We start from the raw sequence: 25,476 nt of genomic DNA on the forward strand, positions 1-25,476 counted from the left end.
GTCCCCCTACGCCCGCTTTCCCGAGCCACCGAGGAGCCCCATGCCCGCCACCGCGCCCCGCCGTGCCTGGCTGACCGACCTGCCCGTCCTGCTGGTCGCGGTGGTCTGGGGGTCCAGCTATCTGGCCGCGAAGGAGGTCACCACCGCCCAGACCGTGCTCGCCGTACTGGTCCTGCGCTTCGCCGTCGTCCTGCCCGCGCTCATCGCCGTCGGCCGGCGCAAGCTGCGCGCCATGGACCGCACACAGATACGCGGAGCGGGGACCCTGGGCCTCATCCTCGCCGGGATCTTCCTCCTGGAGACGTACGGCGTCGTGCAGACCTCGGCGACCAACGCCGGGCTCATCATCAGCCTCACCATGATCCTCACGCCGATCGCGGAGAGCAGGCTGCGGGGGACCCCGCTGCCCCGATCGTTCGTCGCGGCGGCGGCGCTCTCGGTGCTCGGCGTGGTGCTCCTCACCCAGGGCGCCGGCTTCACCCAGCCGTCCCTCGGCGACCTGCTGATGCTGGGCGCCGCGGTCGCCAGGACCGTGCACGTCCTCGCGATGTCCCGGATGAAGTCCGCGCAGGGCGCCGACTCCCTGTCCATGACCACGGTCCAACTCTCCTCCGCGGTCCTGGTGTTCGCGCTGCTCAGCGCGGTGCCAGGCACCGGCACCGCACCCTGGAGGGCCGCCGCGGACCTCAGCGCGACGGGCTGGCTGGGGTTGCTCTACCTGTCCGTCTTCTGCACCCTGTTCGCCTTCTTCGTGCAGATGTGGGCCGTGCGGCGCACCTCCCCGTCCCGGGTCAGCCTGCTGCTCGGCACCGAGCCGGTCTGGGCCGCGGTCGTCGGCATCACGCTCGCCGGCGACCGGCCGGGCTGGCTCGGACTCGCGGGCGCCGTCCTCGTCCTCGTCGGTACGTCGTGGGGCCGCACCGCGGCCGAGCCCGCACCCGAGGCGGAGCCCGAAGAGCCTGCCGCGGCGGCCCCGGTGCGGACCACCGCCGGGCCCGCACCGCAGCCCGAGGACGCCCTCGGATCAGTCGTCGAGCCAGCCGGAACGGACGGCACACACCCCGGCCTGGAACCGGCTCGCCGCGCCTAGCCGTTCGGACAGCTCGGCGACCAGGCGGCGGACCGTGCGTTCGGACAGGCCCAGCTTGCGGGCCATCGCCTCGTCCGTGAGGCCGCCCGCCAGCATCCGCAGCAGTTCGCGGTGGCGGCCCGACGGCAGCCAGCCGCTCCCGTCGTCCGGCCGGTCCGGCTCGTCATGGGCGTCGGCGAGCACACTCGCCGACGCCCAGCAGTGCTCGAAGATCTCCCGGAACACCCCGACGAGGGTCTCGCCGCGCAGGACGACGGCCGCGATCTCCTCGTCGTTCCCGTCCGCGGGCCGAGGCGCGGGCACGATGGCCGACGAGCGGTCCAGCACGATCAGCCGCAGGGGAAGGGTGTGCGCGGTGCGCACCTGCGCACCCTCGGCGTTCAGCCGCCGCAGGTACGAGGTCATGTGCGGTACCGCGGCCACCGCCCCCAGATGGATCGTGCGGATGCGCACGCCCCGGCCGAGGGCGAGCCGGTCGCGCTCCAGGCCCGCCTCGATCATCTCGGTCGGCAGCGCGCGGCCGGGGTGCAGCGAGAGCACCTCGTCCTCGACCCGCTGCGAGGCGTCCTCCAGCGCGGCCGACACGTTCGCCGCCCCCGTCACCACCTCCAGCTGGGCGTCGAGCAGGCCACGGACGCGCAGCGGGTGGAAATCCACCACGAGCCGGTCGAGGGCCGCCCTGGTCTGCCGCATGGCGTCGAGGTAGGCGCCGGTGCTGCGATCCTCCTCGAGCAGGAGGTTGCGCAGCGCGGTGTCGGGCGAGAGTGCCGTCCACCCGCTCCTCGTGTCGGACGACGGGGTGAACAGACCCAGTTCGCCGAGCAGCTGGAGTGCCTCCGCGAACTCGGTGCCGTTCCAGCCCCGGGCCTCGACGAGCGCCTCGGGATGCCAGTCGGCCGCGTCCAGCGCCGCCCGATAGATCTCCCGCGCCCGCGCGCGTACGACGTCCTCCACCTGAACCCCCCCCTTGCGCGCACGGTCGGGAGCCCAGGGGTCCCGTTCCGTGACGCGGCCCCAATGCCTGCCAAGATCCTAAAGAGCCGGGTCTCCCCCTGCCAGGCATGGTTCGCCATGCGGACGGGGGCTGAACGCTACGGGCGGGCGTCGGGCGTCGGGCGTCGGGCGTCGGGCCTCGGGCCTCACGGGCCGGTCGAGGCATGGAGTCGTCGGCGTGGGTCCGCTCCAGGCCATGGCCGGACCCGGAACCCCGTCAGGCGTAGCCACGGATCACCCCACCGGAACATGCTGGGCGCACACCCACCGAGCCCCGTTCCAGGAGGATTCCTGTGCCTGCTGCCCAGACTGCCGCCCGCACGCGCCGCCCGTACGCCTTCCGCGGGCTGCTCACCGTACTGGTCGCCGCTCTCGCCCTCGGCGGTGCGGTGGCGGCCGGCGTCGACGCCGGTCAGCGGGGTGCGGTGGTCACGGCCGCATCCGGTGACTCGCTCATCTGGGGCTGACCTCCGTGCCGGCACCTCGCGTCGCCGTCATCGCCCCGCTCACCGGGCCGCGGGCGGCCTGGGGCGCCGTCCTGCTCCGCGAACTGGCCCGGGCGCGGGCCGCCAAGCCGGGCGCCGTCGACTGGCAGGTGCACGACGAGACCCCGGACGTGGCCGCCACGGTCGTCGGCCTCGGCTGCACGGCGGTCCTCGGACACAGCGACCCCGCGATCACCGCGCGCGCCCGCAAGACCTACCAGGCGGCAGGGCTGCCGAGCCTGTTCCCCTTCGTCCACGCCGGACCGCCCGCCCTGAGCTGGGCCCCCGACGACGTGGGCCTCGCCTCCACGATCGCCCTGGCCGCGGCCACGCTCGGCACCGGCCTCACAGTCGTCCGCGATGACGGACCCTACTGGGCCGCGCTCGCCGACCAGGTCACCGCAGAGGCCGCCGCCATGGGCCTGGCGCCGGACGGCGTGCCCGCGGTCCTCGCGCCGCAGGAGCGCTTCCCGGCACTCAGGCCGCCCACGGCCGGGCCCGTGCTCGCCCTCGCCGAGTGCGGCCTCGCCTCCTTCCTCGCCCTCCGCGACGCGGCGGCGGATCAGGACATATGGGCCGTCCACCCGCACACCTGTGCGCCGCGCCGCGCCTGGACCGCGGTGACGGCCCTCGCCCAGGCCCTGGAGACGGGCTTGTCGGGCCCGGCCCTGACCACCGCGATCCGCGCCCGCTCAGCCGCCCTCCTCGCCACCCGCGGCGGAATCCTCGGCGACGGGTGGCGCGTCTCGCGCGTACGAGAGGTGTGCGGGCCCGGCCGGTCGTGCACGCGATGAACGCGGCCCTGACCCGGAGACGAGGGTGACGTTCCACCACCCCACCCGAAAAGCCCCTCGGGCCCGGTCGTGGCGACCGGGCCCGAGGGGCTCAATGCGTGTCCGGGCGAGGCCGGCGTGGCCTCAGCGGCCCTCGTCCGGACCGTCCTCCGCCTCGGCTTCCGCCTGCTTGGCCTGCACCTCGGGGTCGAGGTGCGACTGGCCGCTGCCGTCGACCGAGGAGAGCGGTGCGCTGTCCGCGACCTCGGTGGCGGCCGGGGGCTCGACCAGCCAGTCCGGATTGGCCTGCTTGTCCCACCACTTCCACGCGGCGAACGCTCCGCCGGCCAGGAGGCCGATCAGGGCGATGCCCTTGAGGGCGCGACGACCGCGGTGACGGCGCTCGTGCTTGCGGGCCAGGGCACGGATCTCGTCCGCCGAGACCTGACTGCGCAGGGCGGCGAGGGCGGCGGCGCTGCGGGCACCGGCCTCCTCGGCGACCGGCTGGGCGGCGGCCACGGCCTGTTCGATACGGGGCTTCGAATACGCGGCGGCCTGCTGGGCGGCGCGGCGCGTGCGTGCGGCGGCCTCGTGGGCGGCCAGGTCGACCTTCGGCGGTACATGCGTGCGCGCCTGCTCCAGACGCGGGGCGAGGTGGGCGTCGTACTGGACGCGCGCCTGCCGGGCGGCCTGTGAGAGGTGCGGGGCGAGCGCGACACGGGCGTCGTGCGTGTACTGAGCGGCCTTGTCCTTGGCCGTCTCGGCGTAGGGCGCCACCACGTCCGCGGCGTGCAGCACGCTGTCCTTCGCCGAGCCGGTCGCGGCGCGCACGCTGTCGATGCGGGTCACGTGATCCTCCTCCTCGGTGGCGTACAGGTTTTTCACCTTTCCACCCTTTTGCGGATCATGCCTGCCAGAGGCGGCAATGCGGTGGTAACGCGCGGAAAGGGGCCTGCCGACGACAATGCCACGGATCCCGGCGGGACGCGCCCGGTCGGCAGTGGACCAGTGGGGTTTTTCCGCCGGAAACCCCCGCACAACCCTGACAGTCGAGCGGGCGCCGGGGTGCCCGTGCCGTGCGAGGATCGGGACGGCACAGGAGACGACGGAAGGCAGATCGTGGCCGAGCAGCTTTATGCCACCCTCAGGACCAATCAGGGCGACATCGAGGTCCGGCTGCTGCCGAACCACGCACCGAAGACGGTCAAGAACTTCGTGGAGCTCGCCAAGGGCGAGCGCGAGTGGACCAACCCCGAGACGGGCGAGACGTCCACGGCCCCCCTCTACGACGGCACGGTCTTCCACCGGGTGATCAGCGGCTTCATGATCCAGGGCGGCGACCCGCTGGGGAACGGGACGGGCGGACCGGGCTACCAGTTCGCGGACGAGTTCCACCCCGACCTGGCCTTCGACAAGCCGTACCTGCTGGCGATGGCCAACGCGGGCCCGGGGACGAACGGCTCGCAGTTCTTCATCACCGTCTCGCCGACCGCCTGGCTCACCCGCAAGCACACGATCTTCGGCGAGGTCGTCGGCGACGCCAGCAAGAAGGTCGTGGACGCCATCGCCACCGCGCAGACCAACCCGCGCACCGACCGTCCGCTGAGCGACGTGGTCATCGAGTCCGTGGTCGTCGAGACCCGCTGACGCGCGGCCCGGCCGTGTCTTCGGCCTCAGGGAACCTTTTCGCCCCGCTCGTCCGTAAAGATGGGCGGGGCCGCTTCACCTGAGGGGACGGACCGACATGGCCGACACGCACCAGGACGGAGAAGGACTGCCCGGCTGCTACCGGCATCCGGACCGTCCCACCGGGGTCCGCTGCACCCGCTGCGAGCGGCCCATCTGCCCGGAGTGCATGGTCAGCGCCTCCGTGGGGTTCCAGTGCCCCGAGTGTGTGCGGAGCGGTTCGGGCACCGGGCACCGGCCCACCGCGACGCAGCCGCGCACGCTCGCCGGCGGCGCCGTCGCCGCGGACCCGCGCCTCGTCACCAAGGTGCTGATCGGGATCTGCCTGGCGGTCTTCCTCGTGCAGCTGTCCGTCGGCGATCACTTCACCAACCGGTTCGAGATGCTCGGGCGGGCCTGGGTGCCCGGATTCGCCACCCCCCAGGGCGTCGCCGAGGGGCAGTGGTACCGGCTGGTGACCGCGATGTTCCTGCACGGTGGCTTTGTCCACATCGCCTTCAACATGCTGGGCCTGTGGTGGATCGGCGGCCCCCTGGAGGCCGCCCTCGGCCGGGCCCGGTATCTCGCGCTCTACTTCGTCTCCGGGCTCGCGGGCAGCGCCCTGACCTATCTGCTCGCCGCGCAGAACGAGCCCTCGCTGGGCGCCTCCGGAGCGATCTTCGGCCTCTTCGGCGCGACGGCCGTCCTCATGCGGAAGCTCAACTACGACCTGCGGCCGGTCGTCGCACTGCTGGTGATCAATCTGATCTTCACGTTCAACCCGGCGTTCAACATCGCCTGGCAGGCCCACATCGGCGGTCTCGTGGGCGGCCTGGTCGTCGGGTACGGGATGATTCACGCCCCGCGGGAGCACCGCGCCCTCGTGCAGTACGGGGTCTGTGCGCTCGTGCTGCTGGCCGTCGTCGGGACGGTCGTCGTGCGGACCGGGCAGCTCACTTGAGCTCGGTCCTCCACCGATGTCGACCGCCGTTGTCCACAGCGTGTGCCGGATCTTGTGCATGTCGTGGAGGACGACCGCGCCCCCTGCCGCTGACCTGGGTTTTCCCAGGAAGGGCAAGGGGCGAACAGATGGTCGACCGTAACCTCGCCGGTCACACCGGCGTCAATCCCGGACTGGTTATCCACAGATCGTCTGACCTTTTCCCCATGTGGACAACCTGTGGATAACTCAGTGGAAGGCTCAGTGGAAAGCTCGGGCCGAAGCCGGGACCGGGCTTACTTCCACTGCGTGGAGACGGCGAATCCGGCGGCGATGAAACCGAAGCCGACGACGATGTTCCAGTTGCCCAGAGCGTCGATGGGCAGCGACCCGTTGCTCACGTAGAACACGACGATCCAGGCGAGTCCGATGAGGAACATCGCGAGCATCACCGGGGCCACCCAGCCGCGGTTGGTCAGCTTGACGTTCGTCGCCTGCTTCGACGCCGGCGGCGGGGTGTAGTCGGCCTTCTTGCGGATACGTGACTTCGGCACGAGGGTCTCTCCTGTCGATGCGCTGCGTGGCCGCGCAGGGAACGTGGACGGGCTCCGGAGCAGCGTACAAGCGGAACTTCAACGGAATCTGAGTGCTCCCCCGGGCGTCCGTTAGCGTAGTGCTTCCGCGGCGTCGAAGGAGATAAGGGTACGTTGACCAATTCTGCCGACTCCCGGAACGAGCCCGGTGCCGAGCACGACCACGGTGGCGGCGCCGGTTCCGCGCGTGGCCGTTTCCGTCCCGTGCGGCTGCTCACGGTGGGCGTTTTCGCCCTTGCCGGGCTGATTTTCTTCACCAGCTTCAATACGGCCAAGGGCACCAATATTCGTACGGATGCGTCCCTTCTGAAGCTCTCCGATCTCATTCAGGAGCGCAGCCACAAGAACAAGGAACTGGAGGAGGGGAACAGCGGCGTCCGCGACGATGTCGAGGCTCTCGCCGAGCGCGACGACGGTTCCACCTCCGCCGAGGACAAGAAGCTGGACGCGCTGGAGAAGGCGTCCGGCACGAAGAAGCTGAAGGGTCAGGCCGTCTCCGTCACCCTCGACGACGCCCCGCCCAACGCGACCGCCAAGCTCCCCGGCTACCCCGAGCCGCAGCCCAACGACCTGGTCATCCACCAGCAGGACCTCCAGGCCGTGGTGAACGCCCTGTGGAAGGGCGGCGCCAAGGGCATCAAGGTCATGGACCAGCGGCTGATCTCCACCTCCGCCGTGCGCTGCGTCGGCAACACCCTGATCCTCCAGGGCCGCGTCTACTCGCCCCCCTACAAGATCACCGCGATCGGCGACCCGGACGAGCTCAAGCAGGCCGTCGCCGCCTCCCCGGAGATCCAGAACTACATGCTCTACGTCAACGCGTACGGGCTCGGCTGGAAAGTCGAGGACGACGGGGCGGTGACTCTTCCCGGTTACTCGGGCACAGTGGATCTCCATTACGCGAAGCCCGTCAGCCAGTAGCCGCCACAGGACACCGGGGGGTGTCGGTGCGAGTCGTCGTCCGGACGTTCAGCGAGCTGTGCATCACGGTCGGTGCCGCGATCGTGCTGTTCGTCGTCTACGTACTGTTCTGGACCGGTGTGAAGGCCGACAGTGCGATGAGTCACCAGATCGACGGCCTCCAGGACGCATGGGCGCGCAGACCCGTCGCGACCGCCTCCCCCGCGCCCGGTGAGGACGCCGGTACCGACGCGTCGCCGCCCGAGCCGGCCGCGTACCGGGACGGCAAACCGTTCGCCGTGATGTACATCCCGCGGTTCGGTTTCACGTGGAACAAGCCCGTGCTGCAGAACACGGAGGTCGGCACCCTCAAGAAGGGACTCGGCCACTACGCGGGCACCGCTCGGCTCGGGCAGAAGGGCAACTTCGCGGTCGCCGGCCACCGGCGCACGTACGGCGACCCTTTCAAGGACTTCCCGAGGCTGCGGCCCGGTGACCAGGTCGTGCTCACCGACGGCACGACCTGGTTCACGTACGTCATCGACACCGAGCCCTACAAGACGCTGCCCAGCGACGTGGGCGTGATCGACCCCGTGCCGCGCAAGTCCGGGTACAAGGAACCGGGGCGCTATCTGACGCTCACGACGTGCGAGCCGGAGTGGGGTCACAGCCACCGGCTCATCGTCTGGGCGCATCTTGATGCCACTCAGCCTGTGGAGGCCGGGAAACCGGAGGCGTTGCGCCGTTAGTCTGGTGCGCGTACGAAGACGGCGTGGAAGGAGCGACCGGCATGTACGGCTGGATCTGGCGGAATCTGCCGGGCAACGCGTGGGTGAGGGCGCTGATCTCGATCGTGCTCGTCCTCGCGGTCGTCTACGTCCTCTTCCAGTACGTCTTCCCCTGGGCCGAGCCGCTGCTGCCCTTCAACGATGTGACGGTGAACGGTCAGTGAGCACGCGAAAGCCCCGCATTCTCGTCGTCGACAACTACGACAGCTTCGTCTTCAACATCGTCCAGTACCTGTATCAGCTGGGCGCGGAGTGCGAGGTGGTGCGCAACGACGAGGTGACGACCGCGCACGCGCAGGACGGCTTCGACGGGGTGCTCCTGAGCCCTGGTCCGGGCGCCCCCGAGCAGGCGGGCGTCTGTATCGAGATGGTGCGGCACTGCGCGGACACGGGCGTCCCGGTCTTCGGGGTCTGCCTCGGGATGCAGTCCATGCAGGTCGCGTACGGCGGCGTCGTGGACCGTGCGCCGGAGCTGCTGCACGGCAAGACCTCTCTGGTGCGGCACGAGGGCAAGGGCGTCTTCAAGGACCTGCCCGACCCGTTCACCGCGACCCGGTACCACTCGCTGGCCGCCGAGCCGGACACCGTGCCCGACGTCCTCGAGGTCACGGCCCGTACCGAGGACGGCATCATCATGGGCCTGCGCCACCGTGAACTGCCGGTGGAGGGCGTCCAGTTCCACCCCGAGTCCGTGCTGACCGAGCACGGGCATCTGATGCTGGCCAACTGGCTGGTGGAGTGCGGCGACGCGGGCGCGCCGGCCAGATCGGCGGGTCTCGCGCCCGTCGTGGGCAGGGCCTCGGCGTGACCGAACTGCGCCCCGACGACCCTCTCGGTGGTCCCTTGCCGGGGCAGCAACAGGGGCAGCAGGGGCAGCAGCATCCGTCACCGTGGTTCCGGCCGCTGGGCGCCCCGGAGCAGCAGCAGCCGGTCCAGGAGCCGGCCCCCGAGCCGGAGCCCGAGTGGTACGACCCCGAGGGCTACGCCCAGGACTGGTACCCGGAGCCGGAGCTCCACGAGCCGGACCCGCAGACGCCCGTACGGGACGACGAAACGGTTGCTCTGCGCACGGCCGACACCCGGCGCGCGGCGGAGCCCGTCGTCACCGGCGGTCGTGCCGCGCGCAGGAAGGCGGCCAGGAAGGGCGGAGGGCGCCATGCGGGCGGCGCGGCCACCGTGCCCGCCGCGGACCCGGAGACGCCCGCCGACAGGCCGCTCACGCGCGTCGAGGCCCGCCGTGCCGCACGGGCCGCGCGCCCGAGCGCCGGTGTGCTGGCCAGCCGCGCCATCGGCGAGGTCTTCATCACCCTCGGCGTCCTGATGCTTCTGTTCGTCACGTACCAGCTGTGGTGGTCGAACGTGCGGGCCCACAACATCGCCGGAGACGCCCGCAGCCATCTCGAGGACGACTGGGCCAACGGCAAGGGCAAGCCCGGGACCTTCGAGCCGGGCCAGGGCTTCGCGATCCTGCACATCCCGAAGCTGGACGTCGTCGTGCCGATCGCCGAGGGCATCAGCAAGCCCAAGGTGCTCGACCAGGGCATGGTCGGCCACTACGACAAGGACAGCATCCCGACGGCGATGCCCGACGCGAAGCGGGGGAACTTCGCGATCGCGGGGCACCGCAACACGCACGGCGAGCCGTTCCGGTACATCAACCGCCTCGAGCCCGGCGATCCGATCGTCGTCGAGACGCGCGACAAGTACTTCGTCTACAAGATGGCGAGCATCCTGCCGCAGACGCCGCCGTCGAACACCGCGGTGATCGACCCGGTCCCCGCCGGGTCCGGTTTCACCAAGCCCGGCCGGTACATCACACTGACCACCTGTACGCCGGAGTTCACGAGCACCTATCGGATGATCGTCTGGGGCAAGATGGTCGAGGAGCGGCCGCGCGGCAAGGGCAAGCCGGACGCCCTCGTCGACTAGGGCGCACACCGGCGGCGGGCATCACGGGCACGGCACAGGACGGGGCGATCAGTCAGTGGCAGCGACGACCGGCCGCGAGAGCGACCACGAGCAGGACGCGGAGCGCGACGGCGCCCCCGCCTCACCCGCATCTCCGCCGCCGCCCCGCAGGGGCCGGATCGCGGCGGCCGTCAGCGTCTTCGGCGAACTCCTCATCACCGGGGGCGTGATCCTCGGGCTGTTCGTCGCGTACTCGCTGTGGTGGACGAACGTGATGGCCGACCGGGAGGCCCACAAGCAGGGCAACAAGGTCCGCGACCACTGGGCCGCGGACAAGGGCCCCGGCGCTCTCGACACCAAGGACGGCATCGGCTTCCTGCATGTCCCCGCGATGGGCAAGGGCGAGGTCCTCGTCGAGAAGGGCACGTCGAGCGAGATCCTCAACGACGGCGTGGCCGGCTACTACACGGACCCGGTGAAGGCCGTCCTGCCCACGAGCGGCAAGAAGGGCAACTTCTCGCTCGCCGCGCACCGCGACGGCCACGGAGCCAAGTTCCACAACATCGACAAGATCGAGAAGGGTGACCCGGTCGTCTTCGAGTCGAAGGACAAGTGGTACGTCTACAAGGTCTTCGACATTCTTCCCGAGACCTCGAAGTTCGACGTGGACGTCATCGACCAGGTGCCCAAGCAGTCCGGCAAGAAGAAGCCCGGGCACTACATCACCCTGACGACCTGCACGCCCGTCTACACCTCCCGCTACCGGTACGTGGTGTGGGGCGAGCTGGAGCGCGTCGAGAAGGTCGACAGCGAGCGCACACCTCCGAAGGAACTGCGCTGACGCCGGAGCGCACATGAGAGGGCCCCGGTCCCCCACAGGGGGACCGGGGCCCTCTCATGTGTGTCGCGGGCGGGTCAGCCGTCGCCGAGGCCGCCGAAGAGGCCGCCGCCGTTGTTGCCGCCGTTGCCGCCACCGCCGGGCGCCGTCACCAGGGTGATGGTGTCGCCCTTGTTGATCGGGCTGTTCGCGCCGGGCTGGCTGCCCATCACGACCGCGTTGTCGTCACCCGGGGAGCCCGCCGCCAGCTGGACGTTGAGCCCCATGTCGGAGAGCTGCTTGCGGGCGTCCTTCAGCTTCTTGCCCCCGAGGTCGCCGGGGACGGTCAGCTGCTCGGCCGCCTTGGCGACCTTCAGGGTCACCGTGGAGCCCGGCTCCGCCTCGGAGTTCGCCGCGAGGCTCTGGGCGAAGACCTTGCCCGGCTCGACATCGGCGGCCTCCTCCTCGGTGCAGGTCGCCGCCAGCTTGTTCGACTTCAGCGTGGCCGTGGCCTGCTCACAGGTGAGGTTCTTCGCGGAGGACACGTCCGGGACGACGACCGTCTGCTTCTCCGTGGCGACGGTCAGGGTGATCTCGGTGCCCTTCTCGACCTTGCCGCTCTGCGGGTCCTGCTTGATCACCAAGCCGGGCTTGCGGTCCGACTCCTCGGTCTTCCGGGAGATGTTCGTGAAGCCCTTGCTCTTCAGGTCGGCCTCGGCCTCGGCGTACGGCAGTCCTGTGACGTCCGGGATCGTCAGCTTCGGCGCGCCCGTCGACATGCGCAGGGTGATCGTCTCGCCCTTGTCGACCTTGCCGCTCTCCGGGTCCTGCTCGCAGACCGTGTTCTTCGGGCTGTCCTTGCAGGCCATCGGCTCGCCCTTGACGACCTTGAGGTCGACGCGGTCCGCCTTCTCCTTGGCGTCCGGGAAGCTCTCGCCGACCAGGCTCGGTACCTCGACCTGGCCGTCGCCGCTGCTGCCGCTGCTGAACCACTTGCCGATCAGGATGGCGCCGACAAGCACGAGGATGCCCGCCGCGACCAGCAGGATCGTCGACGTGTGGCTCTTGCCCTGCTTGCGCCGGCCGCCACGCGGCTCGTCGTAGCCGTAGCCGCCGTCGTCCGGGTTGACCGGGGGCAGCATCGAGGTCGGGGCCGCGCCGCCGTTCTGCGGGCGCAGCATGGCCGTCTGCTGGTCGTCCGGGTGGCCGCCGTAGCCCACCGCGCCCATGGACGCGGTGGCCGCGACGGGCTGGCCGTCGAGGCAGGCCTCGATGTCGGCGCGCATCTCGTCGGCCGACTGGTAGCGGTAGTCCGGGTCCTTGGTCAGGGCCTTCAGGACGATCGCGTCCATCTCGGGCGTGATCTCGGGGTCGAAGACCGAGGGGGCCTGGGGCTCTTCGCGCACGTGCTGGTACGCGACCGCGACCGGCGAGTCACCGACGAACGGGGGGCGGACCGTCAGCAGCTCGTAGAGGAGACAGCCCGTCGAATACAGGTCCGAGCGGGCGTCGACCTGCTCGCCCTTGGCCTGCTCCGGCGAGAGGTACTGGGCGGTGCCGATGACCGCGGCCGTCTGCGTCATCGTCATGCCGGAGTCGCCCATGGCGCGGGCGATGCCGAAGTCCATGACCTTCACCTGTCCGGTGCGGGTCAGCATGACGTTGGCCGGCTTGATGTCGCGGTGGACGATCTGCGCCCGGTGCGAGTACTCGAGGGCCTGGAGGATGCCGATGGTCATCTCCATGGCCCGCTCGGGCAGCAGCTTGCGCCCCGAGTGCAGCAGCTCGCGCAGCGTGGAACCGTCGACGTACTCCATCACGATGTACGGGATGGAGATGTTGTCGACGTAGTCCTCGCCGGTGTCGTACACCGCCACGATCGCGGGATGGTTGAGCGAGGCGGCCGACTGGGCCTCCCGGCGGAACCGGGCCTGGAACGACGGGTCGCGCGCGAGGTCAGCCCGCAGCGTCTTCACCGCCACGGTGCGGCCGAGCCGGGTGTCATGCGCGAGGTAGACCTCCGCCATGCCACCACGGCCGAGCACCTGGCCCAGCTCGTACCGGCCGCCGAGGCGACGCGGCTCTTCCATGGTTACCTACCAGCCCTCTCCGTCGGTTCCGTCCGTCCCGTGCGGGGTCGGGCGGTGTGCCGTCCGGCATACCGTACCCGTCTCACCCGACGTGACCTGGCCAGCGTCGGGAGCCGTGACAGGACCGGTATCGCCACGTGCGACTTCGTGAAGAACAGGTGACCGGGCTCACATGAAGAGGTGAACCCGGCCGTGCCTGTCGATGTGTACGTCACTTCCGTCACGTACGTCACTTCTTGCCGTTGATGACCGCTTCCATGACGCTCTTCGCGATCGGGGCGGCGAGACCACCACCGGAGATGTCACCGCGGTCGGCGTCACTGTCCTCCACGACGACGGCGACGGCGACCGGGGTTCCCGAGCTCGTCTTCGCGTACGAGACGAACCAGGCGTACGGGGTGCCCTCGTTGTTCACACCGTTCTGCGCGGTACCGGTCTTTCCGCCGACCGTCACGCCGGGGATCTTCGCCATGGTGCCGGTGCCGCTGTTGACGACCGTCTCCATCATCGACTGGAGCTTCTGCGCGTTCTCCTTCGAGAGCGGGCGGCTCATCTCCTTGGGCTCGTGCTTCTCGATCGTGTCGAGGTTCGGAGCCTTGAGCTCGTCGACCATGTACGGCTCCATCAGGGCGCCGTCGTTGGCGATCGCCGCGCCGACCATCGCCATCTGGAGCGGCGTCGCGGCGGTGTCGTACTGGCCGATGGCGGACAGCGCGGTCTGCGGCCTGTTCATCTCCTTGTCGAAGTTCGAGGCGCTCGCGCGGACCGGGATGAACTGCTCCTCGTTGAAGCCGAACTTCTCGGCGGTCTCCCGCATCTTGTCCTTGCCGAGGTCCGAGCCGACCTTGCCGAACACGGTGTTGCAGGAGACCCGCAGGGCCTCGCGCAGCGTCGCGTCCTTGCAGGGCAGGTTGCCCTCGTTCTTCAGCTCCGTCGTCGTGTCCGGCATCGTCCAGGGCAGCGGCGAGTCCGTGCGCTCGTCGGCGCCCGAGTACAGGCCGTGCTCCAGGGCGGCGGCGGCCGTGACCAGCTTGAAGGTGGAGCCGGGCGGATACGTCTCGCGCAGCGCCCGGTTCACGAGCGGCTTGTCCTTGTCCTTCTCCAGCTTGGAGTAGGTGTTGGCGTCCTCGTTGAGGTTGCCGGCGAACGACGACGGGTCGTAGGACGGCGTCGAGGCGAGCGCGAGGATCTTGCCGGTGGACGGCTCGATCGCGGCGACCGCGCCCTTGCCCCGGTTCTTCAGGCCGTCGTACGCGGCCTTCTGCGCGGCGGCGTCGAGGGTCGTGACGACGTTGCCGCCCTCCTTCGGCTTGCCCGTGATCATGTCGAGCGTGCGGCGGAAGAACAGCCGGTCGTCGTTGCCGGAGAGGATGCCGTCCTCGAGGTTCTCGATCTGGCTGGCGCCCACGACCTGCGAGGAGTACCCGGTGACGGGGGACCACATGGGCCCGTTCTTCCAGGTCCGCTTGTACTTCAGGTCGGTGTTCTTGGTCTTCACCGATCCGGTGATCGGATTGCCGTCGACGATGATGTTGCCGCGCGGCGTCGAGTAGCGGGCGATGAGGACGCGGCGGTTGTCCTTGTCCGAGGCGAGGGTGTCCGCCTTGACGTACTGCAGCCAGTTGTCCCGGATGAGCAGGGTCAGGATCAGCAGCCCGCAGAAGATCGCGATACGGCGCAGGGGCTTGTTCACGGTCGGACCACCTGGGTCATCTCGGCGTCGGGACTGGGAGCGGGCGAGGGCGCGGGCCTGCGGGCCGTGTCGCTGATGCGGATCAGGATGCCGATGAGTGCCCAGTTGGCGATCACGGACGAACCGCCGTACGCGAGGAACGGCATCGTCATACCGGTCAGCGGGATGAGGCCCATGACACCGCCGGCGACCACGAAGACCTGCAGTGCGAAGGCGCCGGACAGGCCGACGGCCAGCAGCTTGCCGAAGGGGTCGCGGGCCGCGAGGGCGGTGCGTACGCCGCGCTCGACGATCAGTGCGTAGATCAGCAGGAGCGCCATGAGACCGGCGAGACCCAGCTCCTCGCCGAAGGTGGCGAGGATGAAGTCGGAGTTCGCGGCGAAGCGGATCAGCTCGGAGTGGCCCTGGCCCCAGCCGGTGCCGAGGGTGCCGCCGGAACCGAAGGCCCACAGGGCCTGCATCGCCTGCTCGGAGTGGCCGACCACGTTCTGCCGGCTGAGCATGAACTCCTTCATCGGGTCGAGCCAGGCGTCCACACGCTGCTGGATGTGCGGCTCGAAGCTCGCCACACCCACGGCGCCGACCGCGGACATCATCAGACCGAAGACGATCCAGCTGGTCCGCTCGGTGGCGACGTACAGCATGATGACGAACATTCCGAAGAACAGCAGCGACGTACCGAGGTCGGTCTCGAACACCAGGATGAGGATCGAGATTCCCCAGACGACGAGGATCGGCCCGAGGTCACGGCCGCGCGGCAGGTACATCCCCATGAAGCGGCGGCTGGCCAGCGCCAGCGCGTCCCGCTTCACCATGAGATAGCCGGCGAAGAAGACCGCGAGGACGATCTTGGCGAACTCACCGGGCTGGATGGAGAAGCCGCCGACGTGGATCCAGATCTTCGCGCCGTAGATGTTCTGCCCGAGGCCCGGGACCAGCGGGAGCAGCAGCAGGACGATCGCGCCCAGCATCGAGATGTAGGTGTAGCGCTGCAGGACGCGGTGGTCCTTCAGGAAGATCAGCACGACGATGAACAGGCCGATGCCCATCGCGGAGTACATCAGCTGCCGCGGTGCCGCGTTGCCCGCCTGATCGATGGACTGCAGCAGCTTCGACTGGTCGAGCCGCCAGATGGCGACCAGGCCCAGCCCGTTGAGCAGCGTGGCCAGCGGCACGAGGAGCGGGTCCGCGTAGGCCGCGAACTTGCGCACGGCGAGGTGCGCGACGCCGGCCATCAGGCCGAGCCCGAGCCCGTAGCCGAGCAGGCCCGCGGGCAGCTCGCCGTCGATGGCCAGGCCCACGTTGGCGTACGCGAAGACGGGGATGACCACGGCGAACACGAGGAGCGCCAGCTCGGTGTTGCGCCGGCTCGGCGCCCCGATGGCGCCGATGGTCGACGTATGGGTCGTGGAGTTACTGCTCATGGCGTGCTGAGGCCCCCAACGGCTCTACTGCTGTGCGCACGCCTTGGCCAGCTGCTGCTCTTCCTCGGAGAGAGTGGGGCCAGGGGTGGGCTTGGGAGATTGCGATGACTTGGCCTTGCCGGACGGCGTCTGCGACGGGCCGGGCGAGGGCACCTTGCGGAACGAGGCCTTGGACGCGGTGCCGCCCGAGGTCGTGCCGCCCGCTTCGCCCTCACCGGACTTCGCGTTGCTCTCGCTCTCGGCCTGCTGCCGCTGGGCCTGCTTCCTGCACGCGGTGGCCTGCGCCGACAGCTCGACGATCTTGTCCTGCGCGGCCGCCAGGTCGCCTTCGGCGATGGTCGACTCGACCTGCTTGCGCTGGTAGGGCGGCAGGTACTTGAGTTCGATCTCCGGATGGTCCTTCTCGACCGCGGACAGGCTCACCCAGGCGAGGTCCTGGTTGATGCCGCGGTAGAGCGCCACGTGCTCGTCGTTCGAGCCGACGAAGTACTGGGTCTGCGTCCAGCGGTAGCCGCCGTACAGGCCGCCGCCGATGACCGCGAGCGCCAGGACCGAGTACAGCGACCGCTTGAGCCACTTCCGGCCGCGCCGCGGCTTGACGAAGTCCTCGTCCGCGTACGCGCCGAAGCCCCCCTCGGGTGCGTAGCCGACGGGGTCGCCGCTGCCGGGCGGGCCGAACTCGCCGCCGCCCTGCCGGGGCGCGGGCCTGCCGAGGCCCGCGGCCCGTCCGGCCGGGGTCTCCATGGCGCCGCCGTCGTGCGGCTGGTGCTGGTTCTCCGCGACCGCGCCGACGATGACCGGGGCGTCCGAGAGCTGTCCCGCGAGGGTGTCGCCGCTGTCGATGTCGAGGACGTCGGCGACGATCACCGTGATGTTGTCGGGGCCGCCGCCGCGCAGTGCCAGCTGGATCAGGTCCTGGACCGTCTCCTGCGGGCCCTGGTAGCTGGCGAGCGTCTCCTCCATCGTCTGGTGCGAGACGACGCCGGACAGGCCGTCCGAGCAGATCAGGTAGCGGTCACCGGCGCGCACCTCGCGGATCGACAGATCCGGCTCGACGTGGTCGCCGGAGCCCAGCGCACGCATCAGCAGCGAGCGCTGCGGGTGCGTGGTGGCCTCCTCCTCGGTGATGCGGCCCTCGTCGACGAGGCGCTGCACCCACGTGTGGTCCTGCGTGATCTGGGTCAGCACGCCGTCGCGCAGCAGGTAGGCGCGCGAGTCGCCGACGTGCACGAGGCCGAGCCGCTGGCCGGTCCACAGCAGGGCGGTCAGGGTGGTGCCCATGCCCTCGAGCTGGGGGTCCTCCTCGACCATCATGCGCAGCTGGTCGTTGGCCCGCTGCACGGCGGTGCCGAGCGAGGTCAGGATGTCGGACCCCGGCACGTCGTCGTCGAGCGCGACGATCGTGGAGATCACCTCGGAGCTGGCCACCTCACCGGCGGCCTGGCCCCCCATGCCGTCGGCGATCGCGAGCAGCCGGGGACCGGCGTAACCGGAGTCCTCGTTGCCCTCGCGGATCATTCCTTTGTGCGATCCGGCGGCGAAGCGCAGTGACAGACTCATGCGCACCTCGCCCGTCGGCTCCGGGTACATCCGCACGGTGCCCACCCTCCGGTCGGGAGCGCGCCGAAGTCCCCGTCGGGGACTGCCGCGCCGGCTCGCTCGCTCCGCTCGCGCTCATTCATGACGTAGCACTACTTCCGCAGCTCGATGACGGTCTTGCCGATGCGGATCGGCGCGCCCAGCGGGATCGGCTGGGGCGTCGTGAGGCGGGTCCGGTCGAGATACGTGCCGTTGGTGGACCCGAGATCCTCGACGATCCACTGGCCGTCCCGGTCCGGGTAGATCCTGGCGTGCCGGCTCGACGCGTAGTCGTCGTCCAGCACGATCGTGCTGTCGTGCGCGCGGCCCAGCGTGATGGTCTGCCCCTGCAGCGCCACCGTGGTGCCCGTGAGGGTGCCCTCGGAGACGACCAGCTTGGTCGGGGCGCCGCGGCGCTGGCGGCCGCCGCCCGACTGCTGCTGGCGCTGCTGCGGGGGCGCGGCCTGGCGGGCGGCCTGCTGGGCACGCCCGCTCTCACGACGTGCGCCGCGCTGTGTGACACGCGTGCCGAACAGGTCGCTGCGGATGACCTGGACGGCCACGATCACGAACAGCCACAGAACGGCCAGGAAACCCAGCCGCATGACCGTCAGGGTCAGCTCTGACATTGCCCCCGCTTCACCCTTCGGCTTGCCGGTAAACGATGGTGGTGGAGCCCACGACGATCCGCGAGCCGTCGCGGAGCGTAGCGCGGGTGGTGTGCTGCCCGTCCACCACGATCCCGTTGGTGGATCCCAGATCCTGGATCGTCGAGGGCGTTCCGGTCCGGATCTCGCAGTGCCGGCGCGATACGCCGGGGTCGTCGATCCGCACGTCGGCCTCGGTGGAACGGCCGAGCACGAGGGTGGGGCGGGAGATCTGGTGCCGTGTGCCGTTGATCTCGATCCAGTGCCGGGTACGAGAGCCCGGCATCGGTCCCGCGCCGGGGCGCCGGTCCGCTGCGGCGGGCCCCGAGGGGGCGTGCGCCGGGCGGCCGGGAGGCGGTGCGGACGGCATCGGCGGGGCGGCGGCGGGCGGGTACCCGTAGCCGCCGGGCGCCTGCGGGGGCCGGGGTGCGGCACCGGGGTGCGGCTGGTCCGGCCGGTCCTGGCTGGTGGACGAGGCGAGGGTGCGGCTGCGCACGCGGTACAGACCCGTGTCCAGGTCGTCCGCCTTCTCCAGATGGACCTTGATGGGGCCCATGAAGGTGTAGCGCTGCTGCTTCGCGTAGTCGCGGACCATGCCGGACAGCTCGTCGCCGAGCTGGCCCGAGTACGGGGCCAGGCGCTCGTAGTCGGGCGCGCTCAGCTCGACGATGAAGTCGTTGGGGACGACCGTGCGGTCCCTGTTCCAGATCGTCGCGTTGTTGTCGCACTCGCGCTGGAGGGCGCCGGCGATCTCGACGGGCTGGACCTCGGACTTGAAGACCTTGGCGAAGGTGCCGTTGACCAGCCCCTCGAGACGTTGCTCGAACTTCTTCAGGACTCCCATGGGGCACCTCCTCCTTCGTAGCCGTCCTGCTTGTCGCTGTTGCCTTGCTCGCTCGTGCTGCCTACTTGGTACTGCTTACTGATCGTATCCACGCGTCGGGAAATCGGCTGGTTCCCCCTGTCCGCCCGGTCGATGAGTGTCGACGCTCACAGCCCCTGCCACGCCCCCGTCCACAGGGATCGTAGAGGGGGTCTCGGGACAGTGTCCCGTACGCGGCTGCGGAACAGGTCGGAGCGGACGTGACTCGTGGGCCGTCGCCGGTCGCCGCACCCCGTGACCGTGGCTGCCCGCGGGAAACGGATGTGAATCCACCCTCCGCAGCGTGCTAATCTTCTGCATGTCGGAAGGCGCCGCGGCCCGAAAGGGAGCGGAGCCGGAGGACACACCCAATGCGCGGGTGGCGGAATAGGCAGACGCGCTGGATTCAGGTTCCAGTGCCCGCAAGGGCGTGGGGGTTCAACTCCCCCCTCGCGCACACAGCCGAGACGGGCTCATCGTGAAGACGATGGGCCCGTTTCGCTTTTCCGTAGATGTACGTATAGATGCACTTGTAGATGTGTCCTGTCTCACGTCGGGCCGATGTGCGGTGTGAGACAGCCGAGAGCCCCGCGGACCTTGAAGGTCCGCGGGGCTCTGTCGTGCCGGTCGGTCGTGCCGGCGGCGGGGGTCAGGCGGCGTGCCGGGCCGCCGTCTCCTTGCCCTTGCGCTGCGCGTCCAGGAGGGCCTTCTCGCGGGAGGCCTCGTAGAGCGGGATCAGCTCGGCCATCGCCGGGTTCTGCGGGGCCATCGTCAGCTCCGGGACGATGAAGTCGAGGTCGAGGGCGAGGGTGTCGCGCAGCACGGCCTCCAGGTAGTTCTGCACGTACTCCATGCCCTCGCGCGGGGTGCCCGGCGCGTAGGAGCCGCCGCGGCTGGCGACGACCGTGACCGGGGTGCCCTTGGTGGCCGGGGCCTCCACGCCGGCGGTGCGGCCGAAGAGGATCACGTTGTCGAGCCAGGCCTTCAGGGTCGACGGGATCGAGTAGTTGTACATCGGGGCGCCGATCAGGATCGCGTCCGCCTGCTCCAGCTCCTCGATGAGCTTCACGCGCTCGGCGAAGGCCGCCGCCTGTTCGGGGGTGTGCGCGGACGGATCGGAGAAACCGGCCAGGTGGGCGTGGGCGCTCAGGTGCGGGACCGGGTTCGTGTCCAGGTCGCGGTAGACGACCGTGCCCTCGGGGTGCTGCTCCTGCCAGGCCTTGCGGAAGGCGTCCGTGACGGTGCGCGAGGACGACGCGGGGCCGGCGAGGAGGGCGGAGTCGAGGTGCAGAAGCGTGGCCATGGGGTCTCTCCCGGAGGTGAGGGTGTCGCAGTCACGCCGCAAAACGTGCTGCAGATGAGTATGCAGCTATTGATAACACAGGTACTTACTTTTTTTCATCCCTGTACGGGAGAGCAGTACGCTGGGGGCATGGCGGGTAACGGGGAAGTCGCGGGAGTCGAGGCGCGGGCGGCCGTGCCCGGGTCGTGTACGACGGTCGGCATCGGGATGACGCGGGTCTTCGCGCTGCTCGGCAAGCGCTGGACCGGGCTGGTCGTGGCCGTCCTCATGGAAGGGCCCGTGCACTTCTCGGATCTGCGCCGGGCGATCCCGGGGATCAGCGAGCGGATGCTCTCGGACCGGCTGACCGAGCTGGGGGCCGCGGGGCTCGTCCTGCGGGAGGTCGACGCGGGGCCGCCGCTGCGGGTCGCCTACCGGCTGACCGAGGCCGGTGAGGCCTTGCAGCCGGCGCTGCGGGAGCTGGGGAACTGGGCGGAGCGGTATCTCGGGGTGCCCGAGGGCAAGGCCTGCTCGGAGTAGTCCCGGGCCTGTTCGCCCGGCTCGGGTGACTGTCTTTCCCTGGTGCGGTGCCTGTTTCCCGGCTTCGGGTGAGGGGCTTGTGCACAGGCCGTGGGTTTTCCACAGGCGCTGACGGGGGATTTCGCGCGGCGGTACGGTCGTGACCGGTCAGAGTGCGAAGCGATGCGCCGGTCAAGGCGATGTACGGGGGAGGCGGTCGGCGTGGGCGGATCCGGGGACACGGTGGCGGCGGTGCCGCGGCAGGGCGACGGGCAGGACTTCGGTGCGGGCGGGCGGCTGCCCCGGGTGCCGGGATTCGCGCGGTCCGGCGGCGCCGGGGACGGGGCGGCGGGAGCCGTCGCGCCAAAGGAGGCGGGGAAGGCGCTGCGGCGGGGTGTGCCGCGGTCCTCGCACGCGGACTTCGCACCGGACGCGGGCCGGCCGGACGCCGTCGCCGCCGTCGAGGAGTCGGGGCGCGGCCGGATACCCGAGCTGACCCCGCTCCGGGTCGGGCGGATGGTCGCGACCCCCTTCGCCTTCCTGCGCGGCTCGGCCGGCCTCATGGCGTACGACCTGGCGCGCACCCCGGTCACCGGCATCGGCGCGCAGATCTGCGGTGACGCCCACGCGGCGAACTTCGGCCTGTACGGGGACGCGCGCGGCGGGCTGGTCATCGACCTGAACGACTTCGACGAGACCGTGCACGGCCCCTGGGAGTGGGACGTGAAGCGGCTCGCCACGTCCCTGGTGCTCGCCGGGCGCGAGGCCGGCGCCGACGAGGACACCTGCCGCAAGGCCGCCCACGACAGCGTCGGCGCCTACCGCCGCACGATGCGCCTGCTGGCGAAGCTGCCGGCGCTGGACGCGTGGAACGCGATCGCGGACGAGGAGCTCGTCTCCCACACCGACGCCCACGACCTGCTCGGCACCCTGGAGCGCGTCTCGGAGAAGGCGCGGAACAACACCAGTGGTCGCTTCGCCGCGAAGTCGACGGTGGCGGTGCCGGGCGGCGGGCGGCGGTTCGTGGACGCGCCGCCGGTGCTGCGCTCGGTCCCGGACGCCGAGGCCGCGGCCGTCGCCGCCGCGCTCGGCCCCTATCTGGAGACCCTGTCCGCGGACCGGTTGCCGCTGCTGGGGCGGTACGCGATCCACGACGTGGCCTTCCGTGTCGTCGGCACGGGCAGCGTCGGCACGCGCTCGTACGTGGTGCTGCTGCTCGATCACCGGGGCGAGCCGCTGGTGCTGCAGGTGAAGGAGGCGCGGCCGTCCGTGCTGCTGCCGCATCTGCCGGCCGCCGGCTTCGCGGCGCCGGAGGCCGGGCACGAGGGGCAGCGGGTGGTGCTCGGGCAGAAGCGGATGCAGGTGGTCAGCGACATGCTGCTCGGCTGGACGACGGTGGACGGACGGCCGTTCCAGGTACGGCAGTTCAGGAACCGGAAGGGGAGCGTCGATCCGGCCGCACTCGCCGCCGACCAGGTCGACGACTACGCGCGGATGACCGGCGCGCTGCTCGCCCGCGCCCACGCGCACAGCGCGGACCCGCGGCTGATCGCCGGCTACTGCGGCAAGAACGAGGAGCTGGACGAGGCCGTGGCGGCCTTCGCCGTGGCGTACGCGGACCGGACCGAGGCCGATCACGGAGAGCTGGTGCGAGCCGTGCGCGAGGGGCGGACGGCGGCCGAGACCGGGGTGTGAGCCCCTGGCCAGGACAGGGCCTAGGCTGGACGGGTGACGACCCCGGAGAGCGACGTGGCAGAGCAGCAGGCGGAGGGGCGGCCCACGGACGGGCAGCCCGCGGGCGGCTCGGCCGAGCAGGCTCAGGAGCGAGCGGAGCAGGCGCGGGAACGGGCCGAGCAGGCTCAGGAGCGCAGCGAGGCGGCGGCTTCTGGTGAGCGGCCCGAGGAGCAGGCTGCGGAGCGGCCTGAGGAGCGGCTCGAGCGGGCCGTGCGGGCCGCCGAGCAGGCGCTGATCGAGTTCGAGATCGCGGTGGAGACGTTCCGGGTCGAGGTGGAGAACTTCTCGCGGCTCCACCACCAGAAGCTCGGGCCGATGTACACGCGGCTCGACGAGCTGGAGGCGCTGATCGCCGAGGCGACCGCGGCCCGGACCGGTGACCCCGAGGACCGGGCGAAGGCCGAGGAGGCGCGGGCCCGGGTCATGCCGATGCCGGGGGTCGAGGAGCTGTTCCACGGCTGGATGGACGGGGACGGGCTGTTCCCCGAGGCCGTCGCCATGCTGACCGATCAGCCGGTGCGGCCGCCGCAGCGGGTGCGCCCGAGCGAGGAGGCCCGCAAGCTCTACCGCGAGCTGGCCCGCAAGGCGCATCCGGACCTGGCCCAGGAGGAGACGGAGCGGGCCCGGCGCGACGAGTTCATCGCGCGGGTCAACGCGGCGTACGGGCGGGGCGACGAGGCGCTGCTGCGCGAGCTTGCCGAGGAGTGGGCCGCGGGGCCGGTGCCGCCGGAGCGGGAGCCGTCGCCGAGCGAGGAGCTCTACGCCCGCCTGGAGTGGCTGGCGCAGCGCAAGGAGCTGCTCACGGTCGTGGCCCGCGAGCTGGAGGAGAGCGCGATCGGCTCGATGCTGCGGATGGCGCCCGACGATCCGGACACCCTGCTCGACGAGATCGCCGAGCAGCTGCTCGCGCAGGTCGCGGAGCGTGAGGCGGAGCTGCGGCGGCTCACCTCGGCCTGAGCACGTTTCCTCTTCGGGTAGCGTCGGACGCATGGTTTTCGGTTCTGGTGTGCCCACGGTCGCGGTCGACGAGCTCTCCGAGGAGGACTTCCTCCTCGATGTCCGTGAGGACGACGAATGGCGGGCGGGGCACGCCGAGACGGCGCTGCACATCCCGATGAGCGAGTTCGTCGCCCGGTTCGGCGAGCTGACGCAGGCGGCGCCGCAGGACGGGCGGGTCAACGTGGTGTGCAAGGTCGGCGGCCGGTCCGCCCAGGTGACCGCCTACCTGGTGCAACAGGGCATCGACGCGGTGAACGTGGCCGGTGGCATGGAGGCCTGGGCCGCGGCGGGGCGGCCCGTCGTGGACGGCGACGGCAAGCCGGGCGCGGTGCTCTGACCCTTTTCCTCTCGCGGCAGTCCGCGGCTGAGTGAGGGCCCCGGTTTTCACCGGGGCCCTTTTTCGTGCCCTTCTTCCGTGCCGTTTTTTCGTGCCGTGGTCGGGGTGTGCTCTCAGCCCAGGGGGTGGGCGGCCAGCAGGTCGCCCAGGGCTTCCTCGTGCGCGGCGGCCGGGCCGAGCGAGAGCTCCAGGTGCTTGGCCCAGGCGTGATAGCGGTGCAGCGGGTAGTCGGTGTCCGCGCCGAAGCCGCCGTGCAGATGCTGGGCGGTCTGCACGATGCGCCGCACGCCCTCGGAGGCCCAGGTCTTGGCGACCGCGACGTCACCGGCGACGGGCAGCGCGCCCCCGGCCCCGCTGCTGATGCGCCAGGCGGCCTGCCACAAGGTCGCCTCCATGGCCCGCAGGTCGATGTACCGGTCGGCGGCCTGCACGGCGACGGCCTGGAACGTGGCGATGGGGTGGCCGAACTGCTCGCGCTTGCCCGCGTAGTCGCTCGTCATCCGGAGCGCGCCGGTGCCGAGGCCCAGGGCGAGGGCGCAGGTGCCGGTGGCCAGGAGATCGTGCAGCCGGGGCCAGGCCTCGGGCGCCTCGATCATGTCGTGGGCCGCGACGCGTACGCCGTCCAGGCGGAGCTCGGCGAGACGCTCGCCGGTGGTGGAGATCTGCTCGGCGAAGGTGAGGCCCGGTGGTGTCCGCGTGCCTGGGCCGGGGAGGACCGCGAGCATCGGTGCGCCCTCGCCGGTGTGCACGGGGAGGAGGATCCGGTCGGCGTTGAACGCCCACGGCACCGCCGTCTGCGCCCCGTCCAGGATCCAGCCCGCCGGCCCGTCGGCCTGGCCCCCGGAACTCTCCTTCCGCGCGGTGACCGCGAGTTCGGCCGGGTCGTGGCCCGTGCGGCCCGCCGACGCGACGGTCAGCACGAGCTCTCCGCGGCCCGCGCCGGGCAGCAGCTCCCGCTTCAACTCCGCGCTGCCGTGGGCCTGTACGGCCGTGGCGGCCGCGCAGTGCTCGAGCAGCGGCAGCCGGGCCAGGACCTGCGCCGACTCGCGCAGCACGAGGCACAGCGCGACGGCGTCGAGCCCGGCACCGCCGTACTCGGGCGCGATGAGGAGGCTCAGCAGATCGGCGTCCACGGCCTTGGCCCACAGGGCGCGGTCGAAGTCCTCGGCCACGGCCCCCGGAGTGAGCGAGGGGCTGGGCACCCCGTCGGGAGCGACCGGCGCGAACACCGCCTTCGCCGCCTCGACGGCCGCCTGTTGCTCCTCGGAGAAGGTGAAGTCCACCGGCTGTCCCTCCCGTGCCTGCCCCGGCCGCTCTGCCTCGGTCCGCCGGGCCTTAGCGGAATCTGACGGAGCGTCA

26 protein-coding genes and 1 tRNA gene are annotated in these 25,476 nt (G+C 70.9%); 16 read left to right on the forward strand and 11 right to left on the reverse strand.

Features of this window, described 5'->3' with window-relative positions; all coding sequences use genetic code 11:
• The first annotated feature begins 40 nt into the window (after nucleotides 1-40).
• Nucleotides 41-1,090: a DMT family transporter gene (locus tag ACZ4E1_RS10610; protein WP_467537817.1), complete on the forward strand. Its 1,050-nt coding sequence runs from the start codon at nucleotides 41-43 to the stop codon at nucleotides 1,088-1,090.
• On the opposite strand, the gene ACZ4E1_RS10615 is transcribed toward ACZ4E1_RS10610, so the two are convergent.
• On the reverse strand, nucleotides 1,025-2,044 hold the full coding sequence (locus ACZ4E1_RS10615; protein ID WP_467537819.1) for a LuxR C-terminal-related transcriptional regulator: 1,020 nt from the start codon (nucleotides 2,042-2,044) through the stop codon (nucleotides 1,025-1,027). The two genes, ACZ4E1_RS10610 and ACZ4E1_RS10615, sit on opposite strands and share 66 nt — an antisense overlap.
• Before the next feature lie 332 nt (nucleotides 2,045-2,376).
• Between ACZ4E1_RS10615 and ACZ4E1_RS10620 the strand changes: the two genes are divergently transcribed.
• Nucleotides 2,377-2,550, forward strand: a complete 174-nt coding sequence (locus ACZ4E1_RS10620) for a hypothetical protein (RefSeq protein ID WP_467537820.1) — start codon at nucleotides 2,377-2,379, stop codon at nucleotides 2,548-2,550.
• A 5-nt stretch (nucleotides 2,551-2,555) separates the two neighbouring features.
• The gene (locus ACZ4E1_RS10625; RefSeq protein WP_467537822.1) at nucleotides 2,556-3,362 is read left to right on the forward strand and encodes a hypothetical protein; all 807 of its coding nucleotides are present in this window, start codon (nucleotides 2,556-2,558) and stop codon (nucleotides 3,360-3,362) included.
• Between the two features lie 123 nt (nucleotides 3,363-3,485).
• Here the strand turns inward: ACZ4E1_RS10625 and ACZ4E1_RS10630 are convergent, their stop codons facing one another.
• The gene (locus ACZ4E1_RS10630) at nucleotides 3,486-4,190 is read right to left on the reverse strand and encodes a DUF5324 family protein (RefSeq protein ID WP_467537824.1); all 705 of its coding nucleotides are present in this window, start codon (nucleotides 4,188-4,190) and stop codon (nucleotides 3,486-3,488) included.
• A gap of 270 nt (nucleotides 4,191-4,460) precedes the next feature.
• On the opposite strand from ACZ4E1_RS10630, the gene ACZ4E1_RS10635 reads away from it, so the two are divergent.
• Complete coding sequence (locus ACZ4E1_RS10635; RefSeq protein WP_467537826.1) at nucleotides 4,461-4,988, forward strand: peptidylprolyl isomerase; 528 nt, start codon at nucleotides 4,461-4,463, stop codon at nucleotides 4,986-4,988.
• Between the two features lie 97 nt (nucleotides 4,989-5,085).
• Nucleotides 5,086-5,967, forward strand: coding sequence for a rhomboid family intramembrane serine protease (locus tag ACZ4E1_RS10640; RefSeq protein WP_467537827.1), 882 nt, complete (start codon nucleotides 5,086-5,088; stop codon nucleotides 5,965-5,967).
• Between the two features lie 275 nt (nucleotides 5,968-6,242).
• Here the strand turns inward: ACZ4E1_RS10640 and crgA are convergent, their stop codons facing one another.
• Nucleotides 6,243-6,500, reverse strand: a complete 258-nt coding sequence (gene crgA, locus ACZ4E1_RS10645) for a cell division protein CrgA (RefSeq protein WP_188337989.1) — start codon at nucleotides 6,498-6,500, stop codon at nucleotides 6,243-6,245.
• 153 nt (nucleotides 6,501-6,653) lie between these two features.
• Here crgA and ACZ4E1_RS10650 point away from each other — a divergent pair, with 153 nt between their 5' ends.
• Genes ACZ4E1_RS10650 through ACZ4E1_RS10675 form a run of 6 tightly spaced genes read left to right on the forward strand, consistent with a single transcriptional unit; the run spans nucleotide 6,654 to nucleotide 10,976 of the window.
• Nucleotides 6,654-7,460 carry a DUF881 domain-containing protein gene (locus ACZ4E1_RS10650; RefSeq protein WP_467537829.1) on the forward strand — a complete coding sequence of 269 codons (807 nt, stop codon included), beginning with the start codon at nucleotides 6,654-6,656 and terminating at the stop codon, nucleotides 7,458-7,460.
• Nucleotides 7,461-7,486: 26 nt separating this feature from the next.
• On the forward strand, nucleotides 7,487-8,188 hold the full coding sequence (locus tag ACZ4E1_RS10655; protein ID WP_467538544.1) for a class E sortase: 702 nt from the start codon (nucleotides 7,487-7,489) through the stop codon (nucleotides 8,186-8,188).
• 23 nt (nucleotides 8,189-8,211) lie between these two features.
• Nucleotides 8,212-8,391, forward strand: a complete 180-nt coding sequence (locus tag ACZ4E1_RS10660; protein ID WP_188341799.1) for a hypothetical protein — start codon at nucleotides 8,212-8,214, stop codon at nucleotides 8,389-8,391.
• Nucleotides 8,388-9,035: an aminodeoxychorismate/anthranilate synthase component II gene (locus ACZ4E1_RS10665; RefSeq protein ID WP_467537830.1), complete on the forward strand. Its 648-nt coding sequence runs from the start codon at nucleotides 8,388-8,390 to the stop codon at nucleotides 9,033-9,035. The genes ACZ4E1_RS10660 and ACZ4E1_RS10665 overlap by 4 nt, the downstream gene beginning before the upstream one ends.
• The gene (locus tag ACZ4E1_RS10670) at nucleotides 9,032-10,156 is read left to right on the forward strand and encodes a class E sortase (RefSeq protein WP_467537831.1); all 1,125 of its coding nucleotides are present in this window, start codon (nucleotides 9,032-9,034) and stop codon (nucleotides 10,154-10,156) included. The genes ACZ4E1_RS10665 and ACZ4E1_RS10670 overlap by 4 nt, the downstream gene beginning before the upstream one ends.
• 55 nt (nucleotides 10,157-10,211) lie before the next feature.
• On the forward strand, nucleotides 10,212-10,976 hold the full coding sequence (locus ACZ4E1_RS10675; protein ID WP_467537833.1) for a class E sortase: 765 nt from the start codon (nucleotides 10,212-10,214) through the stop codon (nucleotides 10,974-10,976).
• A gap of 74 nt (nucleotides 10,977-11,050) precedes the next feature.
• Here ACZ4E1_RS10675 and pknB read toward each other — a convergent pair whose 3' ends face one another.
• The 6 genes from pknB to ACZ4E1_RS10705 all read right to left on the reverse strand — a co-directional run bounded on the left by pknB (nucleotide 11,051) and on the right by ACZ4E1_RS10705 (nucleotide 19,228).
• Entirely contained in the window at nucleotides 11,051-13,042 is a 1,992-nt protein-coding gene (gene pknB, locus ACZ4E1_RS10680) for a Stk1 family PASTA domain-containing Ser/Thr kinase (protein WP_467537835.1), read from the reverse strand.
• Between the two features lie 229 nt (nucleotides 13,043-13,271).
• On the reverse strand, nucleotides 13,272-14,735 hold the full coding sequence (locus tag ACZ4E1_RS10685; RefSeq protein WP_467537837.1) for a peptidoglycan D,D-transpeptidase FtsI family protein: 1,464 nt from the start codon (nucleotides 14,733-14,735) through the stop codon (nucleotides 13,272-13,274).
• Nucleotides 14,732-16,159: an FtsW/RodA/SpoVE family cell cycle protein gene (locus tag ACZ4E1_RS10690; protein ID WP_467537839.1), complete on the reverse strand. Its 1,428-nt coding sequence runs from the start codon at nucleotides 16,157-16,159 to the stop codon at nucleotides 14,732-14,734. Before ACZ4E1_RS10690 ends, ACZ4E1_RS10685 begins: the two co-directional genes overlap by 4 nt.
• A gap of 24 nt (nucleotides 16,160-16,183) precedes the next feature.
• Nucleotides 16,184-17,719 carry a Stp1/IreP family PP2C-type Ser/Thr phosphatase gene (locus ACZ4E1_RS10695; protein ID WP_467537841.1) on the reverse strand — a complete coding sequence of 512 codons (1,536 nt, stop codon included), beginning with the start codon at nucleotides 17,717-17,719 and terminating at the stop codon, nucleotides 16,184-16,186.
• A gap of 131 nt (nucleotides 17,720-17,850) precedes the next feature.
• A complete protein-coding gene (locus ACZ4E1_RS10700) occupies nucleotides 17,851-18,366 on the reverse strand; it encodes an FHA domain-containing protein FhaB/FipA (RefSeq protein WP_188337997.1) in 516 nt (171 codons plus the stop codon).
• 10 nt (nucleotides 18,367-18,376) lie between these two features.
• Complete coding sequence (locus ACZ4E1_RS10705; RefSeq protein ID WP_467537843.1) at nucleotides 18,377-19,228, reverse strand: FhaA domain-containing protein; 852 nt, start codon at nucleotides 19,226-19,228, stop codon at nucleotides 18,377-18,379.
• A gap of 391 nt (nucleotides 19,229-19,619) precedes the next feature.
• Here ACZ4E1_RS10705 and ACZ4E1_RS10710 point away from each other — a divergent pair.
• Nucleotides 19,620-19,703: transfer RNA gene (locus tag ACZ4E1_RS10710), tRNA-Leu, on the forward strand.
• Nucleotides 19,704-19,895: 192 nt separating this feature from the next.
• Here ACZ4E1_RS10710 and ACZ4E1_RS10715 read toward each other — a convergent pair.
• Complete coding sequence (locus ACZ4E1_RS10715; protein ID WP_467537845.1) at nucleotides 19,896-20,549, reverse strand: FMN-dependent NADH-azoreductase; 654 nt, start codon at nucleotides 20,547-20,549, stop codon at nucleotides 19,896-19,898.
• A 129-nt stretch (nucleotides 20,550-20,678) separates the two neighbouring features.
• Between ACZ4E1_RS10715 and ACZ4E1_RS10720 the strand changes: the two genes are divergently transcribed.
• From ACZ4E1_RS10720 to ACZ4E1_RS10735, 4 genes are all read left to right on the forward strand, one after another.
• Entirely contained in the window at nucleotides 20,679-21,068 is a 390-nt protein-coding gene (locus ACZ4E1_RS10720) for a winged helix-turn-helix transcriptional regulator (RefSeq protein ID WP_467537847.1), read from the forward strand.
• Nucleotides 21,069-21,230: 162 nt separating this feature from the next.
• Nucleotides 21,231-22,742 carry a DUF2252 domain-containing protein gene (locus tag ACZ4E1_RS10725; protein WP_467537849.1) on the forward strand — a complete coding sequence of 504 codons (1,512 nt, stop codon included), beginning with the start codon at nucleotides 21,231-21,233 and terminating at the stop codon, nucleotides 22,740-22,742.
• 249 nt (nucleotides 22,743-22,991) lie between these two features.
• Nucleotides 22,992-23,738: a J domain-containing protein gene (locus ACZ4E1_RS10730; RefSeq protein WP_223206416.1), complete on the forward strand. Its 747-nt coding sequence runs from the start codon at nucleotides 22,992-22,994 to the stop codon at nucleotides 23,736-23,738.
• A 31-nt stretch (nucleotides 23,739-23,769) separates the two neighbouring features.
• On the forward strand, nucleotides 23,770-24,117 hold the full coding sequence (locus ACZ4E1_RS10735; protein ID WP_467537851.1) for a rhodanese-like domain-containing protein: 348 nt from the start codon (nucleotides 23,770-23,772) through the stop codon (nucleotides 24,115-24,117).
• Nucleotides 24,118-24,230: 113 nt separating this feature from the next.
• On the opposite strand, the gene ACZ4E1_RS10740 is transcribed toward ACZ4E1_RS10735, so the two are convergent.
• Nucleotides 24,231-25,400, reverse strand: coding sequence for an acyl-CoA dehydrogenase family protein (locus tag ACZ4E1_RS10740; protein WP_467537853.1), 1,170 nt, complete (start codon nucleotides 25,398-25,400; stop codon nucleotides 24,231-24,233).
• Nucleotides 25,401-25,476: the final 76 nt, after the last annotated feature.

The organism is Streptomyces sp. NPDC025806 (assembly GCF_055558275.1).

Excerpts from the sequence above, each read along its gene's own strand:
- ACZ4E1_RS10715 (WP_467537845.1), bottom strand. The coding sequence starts at position 20,549 with ATGGCCACGCTTCTGCACCTCGACTCCGCCCTCCTCGCCGGCCCCGCG.
- ACZ4E1_RS10695 (WP_467537841.1), bottom strand. The coding sequence starts at position 17,719 with ATGAGTCTGTCACTGCGCTTCGCCGCCGGATCGCACAAAGGAATGATC.
- ACZ4E1_RS10720 (WP_467537847.1), top strand. The coding sequence starts at position 20,679 with ATGGCGGGTAACGGGGAAGTCGCGGGAGTCGAGGCGCGGGCGGCCGTG.
- pknB (WP_467537835.1), bottom strand. The coding sequence starts at position 13,042 with ATGGAAGAGCCGCGTCGCCTCGGCGGCCGGTACGAGCTGGGCCAGGTG.
- ACZ4E1_RS10610 (WP_467537817.1), top strand. The coding sequence starts at position 41 with ATGCCCGCCACCGCGCCCCGCCGTGCCTGGCTGACCGACCTGCCCGTC.
- ACZ4E1_RS10735 (WP_467537851.1), top strand. The coding sequence starts at position 23,770 with ATGGTTTTCGGTTCTGGTGTGCCCACGGTCGCGGTCGACGAGCTCTCC.
- ACZ4E1_RS10705 (WP_467537843.1), bottom strand. The coding sequence starts at position 19,228 with ATGGGAGTCCTGAAGAAGTTCGAGCAACGTCTCGAGGGGCTGGTCAAC.
- ACZ4E1_RS10690 (WP_467537839.1), bottom strand. The coding sequence starts at position 16,159 with ATGAGCAGTAACTCCACGACCCATACGTCGACCATCGGCGCCATCGGG.
- ACZ4E1_RS10640 (WP_467537827.1), top strand. The coding sequence starts at position 5,086 with ATGGCCGACACGCACCAGGACGGAGAAGGACTGCCCGGCTGCTACCGG.
- ACZ4E1_RS10700 (WP_188337997.1), bottom strand. The coding sequence starts at position 18,366 with ATGTCAGAGCTGACCCTGACGGTCATGCGGCTGGGTTTCCTGGCCGTT.
- ACZ4E1_RS10725 (WP_467537849.1), top strand. The coding sequence starts at position 21,231 with ATGCGCCGGTCAAGGCGATGTACGGGGGAGGCGGTCGGCGTGGGCGGA.